The sequence below is a fragment of the Paraburkholderia sp. 2C genome (assembly GCF_054589215.1).
This window is the reverse complement of record NZ_BAAILL010000068.1, coordinates 273307-286653: the sequence shown is the minus strand read 5'-3', so window position 1 is coordinate 286653 and position 13347 is coordinate 273307. Positions and strand designations below refer to the sequence as shown.

At 61.9% G+C, this 13347-nt stretch carries 11 protein-coding genes; 4 read left to right on the top strand and 7 right to left on the bottom strand.

Annotated elements, in window-relative coordinates; all coding sequences use genetic code 11:
• Window positions 1-151 precede the first annotated feature (151 nt).
• The 4 genes from ACYPXD_RS32250 to ACYPXD_RS32235 form a co-directional block, all read right to left on the bottom strand.
• Complete coding sequence (locus tag ACYPXD_RS32250; protein ID WP_459721782.1) at window positions 152-1342, bottom strand: acetyl-CoA C-acetyltransferase; 1191 nt, start codon at window positions 1340-1342, stop codon at window positions 152-154.
• Window positions 1335-2111 carry a carbonate dehydratase gene (can, locus tag ACYPXD_RS32245; protein ID WP_459721779.1) on the bottom strand — a complete coding sequence of 259 codons (777 nt, stop codon included), beginning with the start codon at window positions 2109-2111 and terminating at the stop codon, window positions 1335-1337. The genes ACYPXD_RS32250 and can overlap by 8 nt, the downstream gene beginning before the upstream one ends.
• Window positions 2112-2172: 61 nt before the next feature.
• Window positions 2173-4053, bottom strand: a complete 1881-nt coding sequence (gene aceK, locus ACYPXD_RS32240; protein WP_459721776.1) for a bifunctional isocitrate dehydrogenase kinase/phosphatase — start codon at window positions 4051-4053, stop codon at window positions 2173-2175.
• 73 nt (window positions 4054-4126) lie between these two features.
• A complete protein-coding gene (locus ACYPXD_RS32235; RefSeq protein WP_459721772.1) occupies window positions 4127-4531 on the bottom strand; it encodes a MerR family transcriptional regulator in 405 nt (134 codons plus the stop codon).
• Window positions 4532-4776: 245 nt separating this feature from the next.
• Between ACYPXD_RS32235 and ACYPXD_RS32230 the strand changes: the two genes are divergently transcribed.
• Window positions 4777-5847: an MBL fold metallo-hydrolase gene (locus tag ACYPXD_RS32230; protein ID WP_459721769.1), complete on the top strand. Its 1071-nt coding sequence runs from the start codon at window positions 4777-4779 to the stop codon at window positions 5845-5847.
• A gap of 120 nt (window positions 5848-5967) precedes the next feature.
• Here the strand turns inward: ACYPXD_RS32230 and ACYPXD_RS32225 are convergent, their stop codons facing one another.
• Window positions 5968-7272, bottom strand: a complete 1305-nt coding sequence (locus ACYPXD_RS32225; protein ID WP_459721765.1) for an MFS family transporter — start codon at window positions 7270-7272, stop codon at window positions 5968-5970.
• A gap of 287 nt (window positions 7273-7559) precedes the next feature.
• Between ACYPXD_RS32225 and ACYPXD_RS32220 the strand changes: the two genes are divergently transcribed.
• Window positions 7560-9284, top strand: coding sequence for a hypothetical protein (locus ACYPXD_RS32220; protein ID WP_459721761.1), 1725 nt, complete (start codon window positions 7560-7562; stop codon window positions 9282-9284).
• Between the two features lie 253 nt (window positions 9285-9537).
• Here ACYPXD_RS32220 and ACYPXD_RS32215 read toward each other — a convergent pair whose 3' ends face one another.
• The gene (locus ACYPXD_RS32215) at window positions 9538-9972 is read right to left on the bottom strand and encodes a hypothetical protein (RefSeq protein WP_459721758.1); all 435 of its coding nucleotides are present in this window, start codon (window positions 9970-9972) and stop codon (window positions 9538-9540) included.
• 153 nt (window positions 9973-10125) lie between these two features.
• Entirely contained in the window at window positions 10126-10488 is a 363-nt protein-coding gene (locus tag ACYPXD_RS32210; RefSeq protein WP_459721755.1) for a ribbon-helix-helix domain-containing protein, read from the bottom strand.
• 225 nt (window positions 10489-10713) lie between these two features.
• Between ACYPXD_RS32210 and sctC the strand changes: the two genes are divergently transcribed.
• Entirely contained in the window at window positions 10714-12633 is a 1920-nt protein-coding gene (gene sctC, locus ACYPXD_RS32205; protein ID WP_459721752.1) for a type III secretion system outer membrane ring subunit SctC, read from the top strand.
• Window positions 12630-13347, top strand: a 718-nt coding sequence (locus ACYPXD_RS32200; RefSeq protein ID WP_459721749.1) for an FHA domain-containing protein, incomplete at its 3' end; no start/stop codon positions are given. The genes sctC and ACYPXD_RS32200, both read left to right, overlap by 4 nt.

Sequence of the window (13347 nt, the reverse complement as noted above, 5' to 3'; positions counted from 1 at the left end):
CTTTGGCACTCTGATGCCGTCGGGTATAGCGAGGGCTCCGCCGTTCTTGCTGCCTACCTAGCCCGACGTGGGAGGGAGGCGTCCATACCATCTCCGTCAAGGTCTGCGCGCGAGGCGGGTCGCGTGCTGGGTCGTGTGCTGGGCCGTGTGCTTATACGAGCTCGATCCCCATCGCCGTCGCTTCGCCGCCGCCGATGCACAGGCTCGCCACACCGCGCTTGAGCCCGCGATGCCGCAATGCGCCGAGCAGCGTGACGAGAATGCGCGCGCCCGATGCGCCGATCGGATGGCCGAGCGCGCATGCGCCGCCGTTCACGTTGACCTTGTCATGCGGCAAGCCGTGCTCTTTCATCGCCGCCATCGTGACGACCGCGAATGCTTCGTTGATTTCGTAGAGGTCGACATCGTTCGCGCGCCAGCCGTTCCCGTCGAACAGTTTGCGCAGCGCGCCGATGGGCGCGGTGGTGAACTTCGCTGGTTCCTGCGCGAACGTCGTATGGCCGACCACACGCGCAAGCGGCTTGACGGAGAGGCGCTCCGCGGTCGATGCGCGCATCATGACGAGCGCCGCGGCGCCGTCCGAGATCGACGACGAGTTCGCCGCCGTCACCGTGCCGGTCTTGCTGAATGCGGGCTTCAACGTGGGGATCTTGTCGAGGTTCGCCTTGAACGGCTGCTCGTCGCGTTCGATCAGCGTCTCGCCCTTACGCGACGTCACCTTGACCGGTGCGATCTCCCACGCGAACGAGCCGTCTTCGTTGGCGCGCTTGGCGCGCGTCAGCGATTCGATCGCGAAGGCGTCCTGCGCTTCGCGCGTGAAGTCGAACGACGCCGCGCATTCCTCGGCGAACGTGCCCATCAGACGCCCTTTGTCGTACGCGTCTTCGAGGCCGTCGAGGAACATATGATCGAGCACCTGGCCGTGGCCCATGCGCATGCCGCCGCGCGCCTTCGGCAGCAGATACGGCGCATTCGTCATGCTTTCCATGCCGCCCGCGACGATTACATCGGCCGAACCCACGGCCAGCATGTCGTGCGCGAACATCGCGGCGCGCATGCCGGAGCCGCACATCTTGTTGACAGTCGTGCTGCCCGTCGAAAGCGGCAAGCCCGCGCCGAGCGCGGCCTGGCGCGCCGGCGCCTGGCCCTGGCCGGCGGGCAGCACGCAGCCCATCACGGCTTCGTCGATCTGCCCGGGCTCGAGGCCCGCGCGCCGCACGGCGGCCTCGATGGCGGCGGCGCCGAGTTGCGGCGCGCAGAGCGCCGCGAAGTCGCCCTGAAACGCCGCGATCGGCGTACGTGCGGCAGCGACAATGACAACCGGATCGTTCGTATCACTCATGTTTGAGCTCCTTGATGACGCCCCGTACGACAGCGGGCACGTCGCCGAGCTTCGCGGCATCGGCGGCGACCACGTCGTTGTCGGCTTCATGCGCGCGGCTGGCCGACACGGCTGCCACGCAATGCGTGTACGTCGCTTCGAGTGCTTCGGGATGGTCGATCGTCATGCCGAGGTCGCGCACGCGGCCGTCGTGCACGCCGTACGCCCAGCCGTGAATGGTGAGGTCCTGGCCGCGCGCCCATGCATCGGTGACGCTCGTCGTGCGGCATACGTTGACGACCTGCTCGATCGCGTTCAGTTCGACGAGGCGCCGATGCCGTGCTTCACCGATCGGCCACTGATCGATCAGATGAGCATGCTTCGTGCGCACGTCCTGCACATGATGCAGCCAGTTGTCCGCGAGGCCGACGCGCCGGCCGAGCAAGGCCGCGCCGACGCCGGAGCAGCCGTAGTGACCGACTACGAGGATGTGCTTGACCTTCAGCAGATCGACTGCGAACTGGATCACCGACAGACAGTTCAGATCGCTATGCACGACGACATTCGCGATGTTTCTGTGCACGAACACCTCGCCCGGCGGCAAACCGATGATCTGATTGGCCGGCACGCGGGAGTCCGAGCAGCCGATCCACAGGTACTCGGGCGTCTGCTGATGAACGAGACGCGAGAAGTAGTCGGGGTCTTCGGCGAGCTTGCGCTTTGCCCACGCGTCGTTGTTGTCGAACAGATGAGCGAGCGGGTGAGTAGCGGAGGTAGCGTTCGTATTCATGATCGGTCAAAGCCGTGGTAAAGGGTGTGATGCGGGGTGCGATGCGGGTCTCGCGCGCGCGTCAGGCGGCTCGTGCCGCGCGCGTCGCTGCGTCGGTCGCGTGAGTGTCGGACTTCAGGTCGGACTTCAAATCGGACTCGACACCGGACTCAACATCGGCCGCAACGTCGGCCGCAAAGCGTTCGGGGTAGCGGTTGCGAAAGCGCATACCGCGTTCATAGGGGTAAAAGTCGGGCAGTTCGCCTTTGAGAATGTGATCCTTGTGCCGCTGCCATAATGCAGGGTCGAAAAAGTCGGCATGATGCCGGATAAAAGACTGGCGCACGCGTGGGTCGCCAAGCAGGAACGTACCGTAGGTCTCCGGAAAGATATCGTGCGCGCCGACTGTGTACCACGGCTCGCCCGACATTTCGTCTTCTTCGTTACGCGGTGCGGGCACCGCGCGTACATTGCAGTCGGTCAGATATTCGATTTCGTCGTAATCGTAGAACACGACCCGGCCGTGACGCGTCACGCCGAAATTCTTGTACAGCATGTCGCCAGGGAAGATATTGGCCTGCATCAGTTCCTTCACGGCGTCGCCGTATTCCTTGATCGCGTGATCGATATCGTCGTCGGTGCCGCTTTGCAGGAACAGGTTCAGCGGCACCATGCGCCGTTCGATGTACAGATGCTCGATCACGAGATTGTCGCCGTCGTATTCGAGCAGCGACGGCACTTCCTTTTGGAGCTCGCGCAGGAGCGCGTCGTCGATGCGCGACAACGGCAGCGCGACGCTCGAATACTCGAGCGTGTCGGCCATGCGGCCGAGCCGGTCGTGGCGTTTGACGAGCTGATACTTCTGCTGGATCTGCGCGCGTGTCGTGTCTTTGGGCGGCGGGAACTGGTCCTTGATCAGCTTGAACACGTACGGAAACGACGGCAGCGTGAACACGAGCATCACAAGGCCCTTGATGCCGGGCGCGACGGTGAACAGATCGCTCGAATGCGACAGATGGTGCAGCAGGTCGCGATAGAACAGATTCTTGCCCTGCTTCTGCAAGCCGACCGAGGTGTAGATTTCCGCTTTCGGCTTACCCTGCATGACCGTGCCGAGAAACTCGACGAACGCGGACGGCACCTCCATGTCGACGAGAAAGTACGAATGCGAGAAGCTGAAGATGATCAGCAGCTGTTCGCGCTTGAGCAGCACCGCATCGAGCGCGAGCACGCCCGGCCGCACGTGGTGAACCGGAATCGCGAACGGCACGAGCAGATCGCCGTTGATGATGCGCCCGACAATATAGGCCGCCTTGTTCCGGTAGAACAGCGAAGAGAGCACGTGAATCTGGAAGTTCGGCGCTTCGACGAACGTGCCGAACGTGTCGTGAATCGCCTGCAGTACGCAGCCGACGTCGCGCGCCAGGTCTTCGAACGGCGGATTCAACTGAAAATTCGTGACAATGCGCTCGAGCGTCTGCGCGAAGCCGTCCTTGCCGGGGTAGTACGCGCGATAGGTCGTTTTCGCCGCCGGTTCGTCGTTTTCGATGTACTCGGTCGAGATCGCCGGGCGCACGAAAATGAAGTCGTTGTTGAAATACGAGCGGTGCAGAATCTTGCAGCAGACGGAATTGAAAAAGGTCTCCGCGCATTCGGGCTGGCGATGCGCGGTCAGGAGGCCGATGTAGTGCAGCTTGATCTGCTGCCAGATTTCGTTGTCGATGTTTTCCGCATCGTATTCGTCTTCGAGCAGTTCGACGCATTCCTTCACGCGTTCGTCGTATGACGTAATGCGTTCGCGTGCGAGCCGCTGAATGGCGTGCCAGTCTGCGGCTTCGAACAGAACTTTCGCGTGGATCGCCGCGTCGCGGAAAATCCGGTAGTGCCGGTCGAAACCCTCGAGCATCGTCTTCGCGACGTCGAAGCCGATTTGCGAGGACAGCAGTTTAGGGAAGTGATTCATGTCGACCGTGCATTTCGTTCAATGTCGTGAAGACAACCGCAATTGTAACGTTCGGGGGCACCAGCGTCGCTTGTCAGTGCGGCTCGGCTGCGCTCATGTCGCGTTCGAGCAGCGCGCGCGCCTGTGCTTCGTATTGCGCCAGATCGTCGAGCGTTGCGTTCAGATCTTCGCGCTGCCGCTCGAGCACTTCGCGATGCCGGGCGAGCGTCGCGAGAAATGCCTGCAGTTGCGCAGCCGTATCGGTCGGCGATTCATACAGGTCGAGCAGATCGCGAATCTCCGACAGCGTGAAGCCCAAACGCTTGCCGCGCAGCGTCAGCTTGAGCCGCGTGCGATCGCGCGCCGAATAGACGCGGCGCAAGCCGCCCGATCCTTCGCGGCTCGGTGAGAGTAAACCCTGATCTTCATAGAAGCGGATCGCGCGTGGCGTGACATCGAATTCGCGCGCGAGCTCGGTGATCGTATATTGCACGCTCATGTGTTCTGATTCCGGTGTGGCGGGCGGCTTGCTGCCGCCGTCAGGCAGGGTTGCCGGCCTCGACGATAAAATCGACGTTTACGTTATCGTCAACCTGCGCAAAGCGCAATGGCGCGAGGCGTTACGATGTCAGGCGCCACCACGCAAATGTGGACGCACATGTAGACGCAGATGCACCAAAAAGAGCTGCAACCAGACGAGACGACCGTCCCGCCGACCCGACCCGCAACGGAAAGCCTTTCACGATGAATGAACTCGAACACCAGCTCGACTACCCTTTCGCCGACACGCTGCCCGAAGCAGGGGCCGCGCACGAAGTCGCGGCGGGCGTCTATTGGGTGCGCATGCCACTGCCCTTCGCGCTCGACCACATCAACCTGTGGTTGATGCGCGATGAGGTCGACGGTCAACGGGGGTGGACCATCGTCGATTGCGGCATTGCGTCCGATACGATCAAGACGAACTGGGAACGCGTGTTCGATACGATGCTCGGCGGCTTGCCGGTGCTGCGCGTGATCGTCACGCACTGTCATCCCGATCATCTCGGTCTCGCGCACTGGCTTTGCGAAGGTGGCGAGCGTCAGCGCTGGCAGGTGCGCCTATGGATGACACTCGGCGAGTACATGTTCGGCCGCGTGATGGCGGCCGGAGCAGGATCGAATGCGGGCGGCGAAGGCGCGGCGCGGCACTTCGGCCGGCACGGGCTGGTGGACCTGGAAATGCTCGAACAACTGCGCAATCGCAAAAGCTATTACACGAGCCTCGTGCCGGCGACGCCGAGCCACTACAGGCGCATGCGCGAAGGCGACGAGATTGCGATCGGCGGCCGCATGTGGCGGGTCGTGACCGGTTTCGGCCATTCGCCCGAGCACTGTGCGCTGCATAGCGAAGAGGCGGGTCTATTGATTTCCGGCGACATGGTGCTGCCGCGCATTTCGACGAACGTGTCGGTGTTCGGTATCGAGCCGGAAGGCAATCCGCTCGCCTTGTACCTTCAGGCGCTGACGCGCTACGAGCCGATGGCGGCCGATACGCTGGTGCTGCCGTCGCACGGCAAGCCGTTTCGCGGCTTGCGCACACGCATTGCGCAACTGCGCGACCATCACGCGGCGCGCCTGGCCGAGGTGCGCGCCGCGTGCGCGGAGAAACCGCAGAGCGCCGCGGACATCGTGCCGTTGATGTTTCACCGCAAGCTCGACTTGCATCAGCTGACGTTCGCGATGGGCGAGGCGCTCGCGCATCTGCATCTGCTGTGGCATGCGGGGGAACTGCGGCGCATCAGTGGGGAAGATGGCGTGATACGGTTTGGCGCGTGACGCGCCAGGAAATGCGTCAAGCGCCGAGTGAGGCCGCGTAAGGCCGCTTGCCAACGCGGCCCCCGTCATTCAGCGCGGCGTCGATCGCCGCAAAAACGTGCAGGCTGAGCGCCGCGATACTCAGGGTTCGTGGCGCAAGTAACCGACCTTCGACGGATCGCGCATCGTCAAGGAGACGAGCAAGCCGATCGCGCACATGGCCGTGACATACCAGTAGAAGGTCGTTTCGCTGCCGGCCTGCTTGAGCCACAGCGCGACATACTCGGCCGAGCCGCCGAAGATCGCATTGGCCACTGCATAGGAAAGCCCCACGCCCAGCGCGCGCACTTCGGGCGGAAACATCTCCGCCTTGATGAGCCCGCTGATCGACGTGTAGAAGCTCACGATCGCCAGCGCCACCACGACGAGCACGAATGCCATATACGGGCTCGTCACGTCCTTGAGCGCATGCAGCAGCGGCACCGTGCCGATCGTCGCGAAGAAGCCGAACAGGATCATCGACTGACGGCGGCCGATGCGATCCGACAGCGCACCGAACACCGGCTGCATCAGCATGTAGACGAAGAGCGCCGCGGTCATCACGTTGCTCGCGGTCTTCGCATGCATGCCTGCGGTGTTCACGAGGTACTTCTGCATATACGTCGTGAACGTGTAGAAGATCAGCGAGCCGCCGGCCGTGAAACCGACCACCGTCAGGAATGCGCGCTTGTGTTTCCACATGCCGGCGAGCGTGCCCGCGTCGCTGCGCTGGCGGTTCGCGGCCGTCGACGTTTCATCGAGCGACTTGCGCAGATACAGCGCAACCAGCGCGGCCACCGCGCCGACCACGAACGGCACGCGCCAGCCCCATGCCTTGAGTTCATCGGTGGTGAGCGTCTGTTGCAGGATGACGAGCACGAGCAGCGCGCACAACTGCCCGCCGATCAGCGTCACGTACTGGAACGACGCGAAAAAGCCGCGCCGGCCCTGCAGCGCGACTTCGCTCATGTACGTGGCGCTCGTGCCGTACTCGCCGCCCACCGAGAGCCCCTGAAACAGGCGCGCAATAAGCAGCAGCGCCGGCGCGAGCACCCCGATCTCGGCGTACGGCGGCAGCACCGCAATGACCAGCGAGCCGCCGCACATCATGAATACCGACACCATCATCGCGAAGCGCCGGCCGCGTTTGTCGGCAAGACGACCGAAGAACCAGCCGCCGATCGGTCGCATCAGGAAGCCCGCGGCGAACACGCCCGCGGTGTTGAGCAGCTGTGTGGTGGTATCGCCCTTCGGGAAGAACGCGGGCGCAAAGTAGAGCGCGCAGAACGAGTAGACGTAGAAGTCGAACCACTCGACGAGATTGCCCGATGAAGCGCCGACGATCGCCATGATGCGGCGACGCGTGTCGCGAGCAGTAATTTCAGTGGGAATATTGAGATTGGTCATTTGACAATGTGCTCCTTCATGTTCCCCTGCTTATTCTGATAGGGATGCGAAATTTCTAAGACGCTCTGATGGCGACTTGATTTGGCATTCTAAATGATTCGAGACGGTAGTTTGGAAAAAATCTTCGCTGCGGAAATGACCGGTGGAAGAGGGTGAGCCGCTGAGCGTGTCAACACAAAATGCATAGTCACATCGGGCCGAGCTCCGGTGGATCGCAAAATGGATTAACCGTTCAACGTAACGGTCAGCATAACGATCGACCTAAACATCGAACAACGGAGACCCCGATGAGAACTGATGACACGCGACGCGATAACCCGTCGCGCACCTTTCCAGCCGATTCGCAGGAAGCGGGCCGGCCGCCGCTTGCGATCAAAAGAGCGCCGCAATCCGCGCCCCCCGCGAACGCGGACACGCCTGTGCCACCATCCAGCACGAGATCAGCCGAGCCTAAAAAGTCCGCCACGCCGAGCCCGCTCGCGCAATACAACACCTATGGAAAGTACGCGAGCACGATCGTCAGGCAGATCCTGTTCAGCGATAGCCGGTTCAACAATTCAAAGCTCGTGATGGAGTCGATGCTCAAACCGTTGCAGGTCAAAAACGGCGTTGTGCCGCCGAACATGCGACTGGGCACGCTGGGCCTGACGCGACTCAATTCGGCGATCGCCAACTTCTCGAAGGCGTTTGGCTACATCACGAGCGCTACAGAGAAAATAAAGGCGGGGAAGGACGCGACCGACGACATCGTCAGCGCGACGGCCCTGATGGGGGAAGGCCTGACGGAAACATTCGCGGGTCTCGGCGCCGACGTCGGCAACTATCTCGTCAAGCAGTGGCAAACGCAGTTGGGCAAAACGAGCAGTACCATCGGCACGCCTGTCCCCCCTTCGTCGGTGCAAAGCGACGTGATTTCCGAAGCGGGAACCGGAACGCCGATTCCGGCCAGCGCGATCGGGTCGGACACCGATGCCGCGCTTGCCCATCTTCCGCCAATGTCGCCCGAGCAACACGACGCGTTGATGGCGCAAAGCGCGAAGGCATACAACGACAAGCTCGATGCGCAGATCGCGTCGATGCACGAGCGCGAGGTTCAGGACATTGTCGCCGGGCTCGAGGCGACGCCGCCGGGCAATCAGCCCTCCCGCATCAAGGAATTATCAGCCGCGGCCGAGCGAAGAATCGAAGCGGCGACGCGGCTGGCTTCCGAAGCGAAGCGGGACATGGCGACAAGGAAAGCGCAATCCTCAGGGGACTTCATTCAGCTCGACAGTGAAATGAAAGCGGTTCGCGAGCAACTGAAGCTCGATAAGTACACGGACCCGGATGTGGCGGGCATGTCCCATGACGATGCAGCCAGACGTCTTGGCGCGAAGCTGCTCGACTACCGGCGTCGCGAGGAAGCGACCGCGCAGAGTTTCGAAATGCTGACAGAAGATGCGTCGCCGAATCTGCAAGGAGTGATGCAGCAGCTTGACGCCGCGAAAGAAATCGAAAGCCTGGACAATCTGACGAAGAAGGATAAGCTGAGCGCACTGGAGAAGCTGAAGACAAGTTATCGCGAACGCTTCCTCACGTATCAGAACGCGATATCGAAACCCAGCGCCGCCTTACCCGAATGGATGAAGATCTCGCCTGCGCTCAAGGCCCAACTCGGGCCGGCGGCACTTAATACGGCATTCGCTGCCGCGGACTTTGGCGCCAGAATCGACGACTACATCGAGAAAGTCAAAGATGGCACGGCAACGGAGGCGGACGGATGGAAGCTGGCGGGTAGCACCATCGGACTGATCGGAGGCATGGCATCGTTTATTCCGATCGTCGGGCCGTTCGTTTCGATTGGCCTCGCGCTCGCGGGGATCGGTATTAGCGATGGGGCGGACATTCTCGCCGCGCAACGGGCGCGCGAGAAGGCGGACGCGCTGCGGGACGAAGCGGTCGAAGCCTATTGGAAGAAGCATCCGGGCACCGAAAACTATGTGTATAAATCGGATGTCGGCGGGGGCGCGTAGCGCCGGTGCGATGCGGCCGCCGGAAGGCGGCTGACGCTTGCCAGGCCGGGACCTCACGCGTGCGCAACTGCGAATGCATCCAGATAAGGGAAACGGATGCACCGCCGGTATGATGAATATTCAAATTGCGCGAGCGACGGCACATGAGGTTGTCGCCTCACGCACCATCAGGGCGCACGGTAACTGCCGCTCGATACTCATCGCAACGCTCGCGTCGCATAGATGGGGCAGCAGTCACGGTCATGCTGGAACGTCAGGCGGATTTGCCACCGCCCAGGCCACCACCCAAGCCACCACCCAAGCCACCACCCAAGCCACCACCCAGGCCGCCAAGCATGCTTGCCATGGGTACCACTGCCTGCAGTAGCTGCATCAGTGCCTGCATAACGTCGCCACCGCCGCCGTTACCCGACGAGCCCGTGCCGCCCTGATTACCGCCGCCGCCGCTCGCTGCATTGCCGTCGGGGGACGTTGCGTCGCCCTCTGGCGAGAAGATCGGCGGACCGCCATTGTTTGCGAATGCTTCTGCTGCTGCACCCTCCCGCCGGCCCTGCATATATGCCGCATCGGCCTGAGCCTGGCCCAACCCGCCGCTCGCAAGACCGCCATACGGCGCAAACGGCATACCGGTTGCCATTGAGCCGGCTTGACCGGTGCTGAACGATGTCGAAGAACTTTGAATCTGCATGAATATTTTCCGTTTCTGAAAATTGCCCTGACTATGGTCTGAGCGGATTCCGAATAGTGTGTACGTTTCTTGTCCAGAAGCTTTTCGCTTTTACATGGGAACCTCCTAAGTGCCGATGCCGGTCGAGTTCGGCTCGAGGCGATGTCGCTCGTCTCATTGAATATCGCGCGTATTCGCAAGGTCCGGCGCACGGGCGTTTTCATCGTTTGTCATCGAGCCGGCTCGCTTCATCAACTGAACTACACAAATCACGCGCACGTAGCCGGTGAAATTCCAGACATCCTCATGCGCGAGGTCCATCTCGAGCGCCCAGCGCGATATGAGTTTTCCCACGGTGAGTGATTCCTCGCGCGCGAGTTTTTCGATGATCGTCCAATAGACCTCTTCAAGCCTTAGACAGGTAGCGAGACCGTTGACACGCACCGACCGCTGTCGCGGCCGCGCGAGGTCCGCGCTGAAATTGCAATACTGTGTAATGGGCATTTGAACCTGCTCAGAAATTTCGAAGCTGCTCAAAGTTATCGTTTGAATGCAAAGTGGAACTTTCTGCAATCGCCAATCCAGCGACAATTGCTTAGGCATATTGATCAAATAACCAAAAAAACATTTGCCTGCTGGCGTGTCTTCTATCCTCGCGCAGTTCACGAAACTCCGGTGATATATTTGTATGACCGTGATGCATGCGTGCACAACTAAAGTTCCGTCATGACGAAGCCGGCCTCTGCCGGCGCAGGAGCTTTGATGTTCACGACGTGGTGCAACGCAGGCAAAGAAAAACGACGCCGTTATCGACGCTATTCGACGGGCGTCGCGGTGCGACGTCTCGCGTTTGCATGGGTCACGTTGCACGCGTGTACGACGCATGCAGGCGAGCCGCCCTGGCGCAATGCGCCGATGCATTACTTCGCGCGCAACTCGCAACTTTCCGAAGTGTTGAAGGACGTCGCAAGCGCGGGCGGTTTGCCGGTCGATATCGCGAAGAGCGTCAAGGGCATGGTGAACGGCACGTTCGACGAACCGCCCGCGAATGTGTTCGCCAAGCTGACGGAGGCGTATGGCCTCGCATGGTATTTCGACGGAAGAACGCTGCACGTATCCGCCGGTTCGGACGTCAGAACCAGAACGATTCCGTTTGCGCCGATGAAACGCGACGCTGTCTCAGGCCTTCTGCGCAGCCTCGATCTCGACGATCCGCACTTGCCGGTGCGCTATTCGGACACGACCGCGAAAGCAACCGGACCTTCGCGCTTTGTTGATTCGATTGCCGATGCAATCGAAAAAGCACGACAGCAGGCTGCGGTCGAAACGCCGTTGGATCAAACACAGATTCGCGTGTTCCGTCTGCGCTACGCACAGGCACAAGACATCACATATACGAGCGGATATCGCACGAATACGATTCCTGGAGTCGCATCGCTGTTGCGCAGGCTGATGGGCGATACCTACGTACCTCGCCCGGCGGCGCGCGCGCCGCGGATCAAGGAGGTGCGCACGTCGCGCAATGGCCCGCCGCCGTTGCCGAGCTTGCGCGGTCTTGGGCTGGCCGGTGGCGCGGAGCCTGACGCGATGCTGTCGCCCGACCCCGTGGCGGCGACACAGATGGAAGTGACGATGCCGTCCGACGTGACGTCCGCGCGGCGCAATATCGTGGCCGATGCGCGCACCAATTCGGTGGTCGTGTATGACGTTCCCGAGATGATGCCGAACTACGAGCGTGCGATTGCGATGCTCGACCAGCCGCAGGATCTCGTCGAGATCACCGCGGTCGTGATCGACGTCGCGACCGACGCGGCGCGCGAGCTCGGCATCCGGTGGGGTGGCGGAACCTCGGGACAGGACGGCGCGGCCTATGGAATGGTCAACAGTTATCCGGGCGTCGGCCAGTCGGCGCTGTCGGGCGTGACAGGCGCATTGCAAGGCGTCAACCTCACGACGCTGATCGGGAATTCCGTGAATTACCTGTTTGCACAGATCCGCGCGCTCGAACAGAACGGCAAGGCGCATATCCTGTCGCGCCCGCAAGTGCTGACGCTCAATAACTCGGAAGCGGTGCTGTCGTCGCGCAACTCGGTGTATGTGCGCGTCGCGGGAAATCAGGACGTCGATCTTTATAACGTCGATACCGGACTGACGCTGAAGGTGACGCCGACGGTGGAATCGGCCGACGACGCGCGCAAGAACATTCTGCTTAACGTACAGATCGAAGACGGTGCATTCGATCCGACGCAGAGCGTCGACGGCATTCCACGCGTGAACAATCATTCGATCGTCACACAGGCGATCGTTGCGGACGGCGAAAGTCTGTTGATCGGCGGCTACCAGTACGAGAAGAGCGAGACGTCCCGGTCGCAGGTGCCGGTGCTCGGCGATATTCCGTATGTCGGCGCGCTATTCGGCAGCACGCAGACGAATTCGCAGCGGCTCGAGCGGCTCATTCTGATTACGCCGCGCCTGAAACGATTGAATGGCGACGCGCCGGCCGGCGCGCCGATCAATGTTGCCGCGGCGCAACCGGCGCCCGCTGCAGCGAACGCGAATGCGCTGAACGCGGCCGTTGCAGGCGCGTTGCTGCCGCAGCCGCAGCAGGCCGCACTGACGAATCAGCCGCTATTGCCTCTCGCACCGGCGGCCGTGTCGCCATTTCAGGGGCAAGTGCGATGAACGGCAATGCACTGATTGTCGTGACCGGCGGCATTCACGCCGGCGCGAGCGTGCTGCTGTCCAACGGTCATGAGCTTTCGATCGGCAGCGGTGAAAACGTCGATCTCGTGCTGATTGACGAAGGCGTCGCCGCGCATCACGCGACGATTCGCCTTGATGGCGAAAAGCTCACGCTCATGGCAAAGCACGACGGCATCACGGTATTCGGTCATCCGCTGCGCGCCGGCAAAGCGACGGAGTTGCAGCCTGGCGGCGCATTCGAGCTCGGCGCGGCGACGCTGCAGTTCAGCAGCCAGGACGTGCTGACGCCGCGCGCCGTGCGCAAGGCGGAACTCGCCTGGCTTTTCGCGCACGCGCCGATGGCTTACGCGGCGAAGCGCTCGGCGATGCTGCCGCTTCCCGCGAGAGTGGGTTTGGGGGCGCTTGCGGTGGTGCTCGTATCGGCCGTCGCGTGGCAATTTGCAAGCCCGCTGTTGGCCACGAAGGTGACGCGCCATGCCGACAATCCGGCGTTCCGCTTCGTGCGCACGCGTACCGATGCGAAGACCGGCATGCCGGTGTACGAGGGATACGTGCAGAGCTATGCGGATCTTTCCGCGCTTGCGATTTCGGCGCGCAGCGGCGCCCGCACGCCGGTATTGAGAGTCGTCGTGATCGATCAGTTGCGTGATCAGCTGCAGGCCTTTCTGGACCGGTATTACCGCGCCGCGCAAG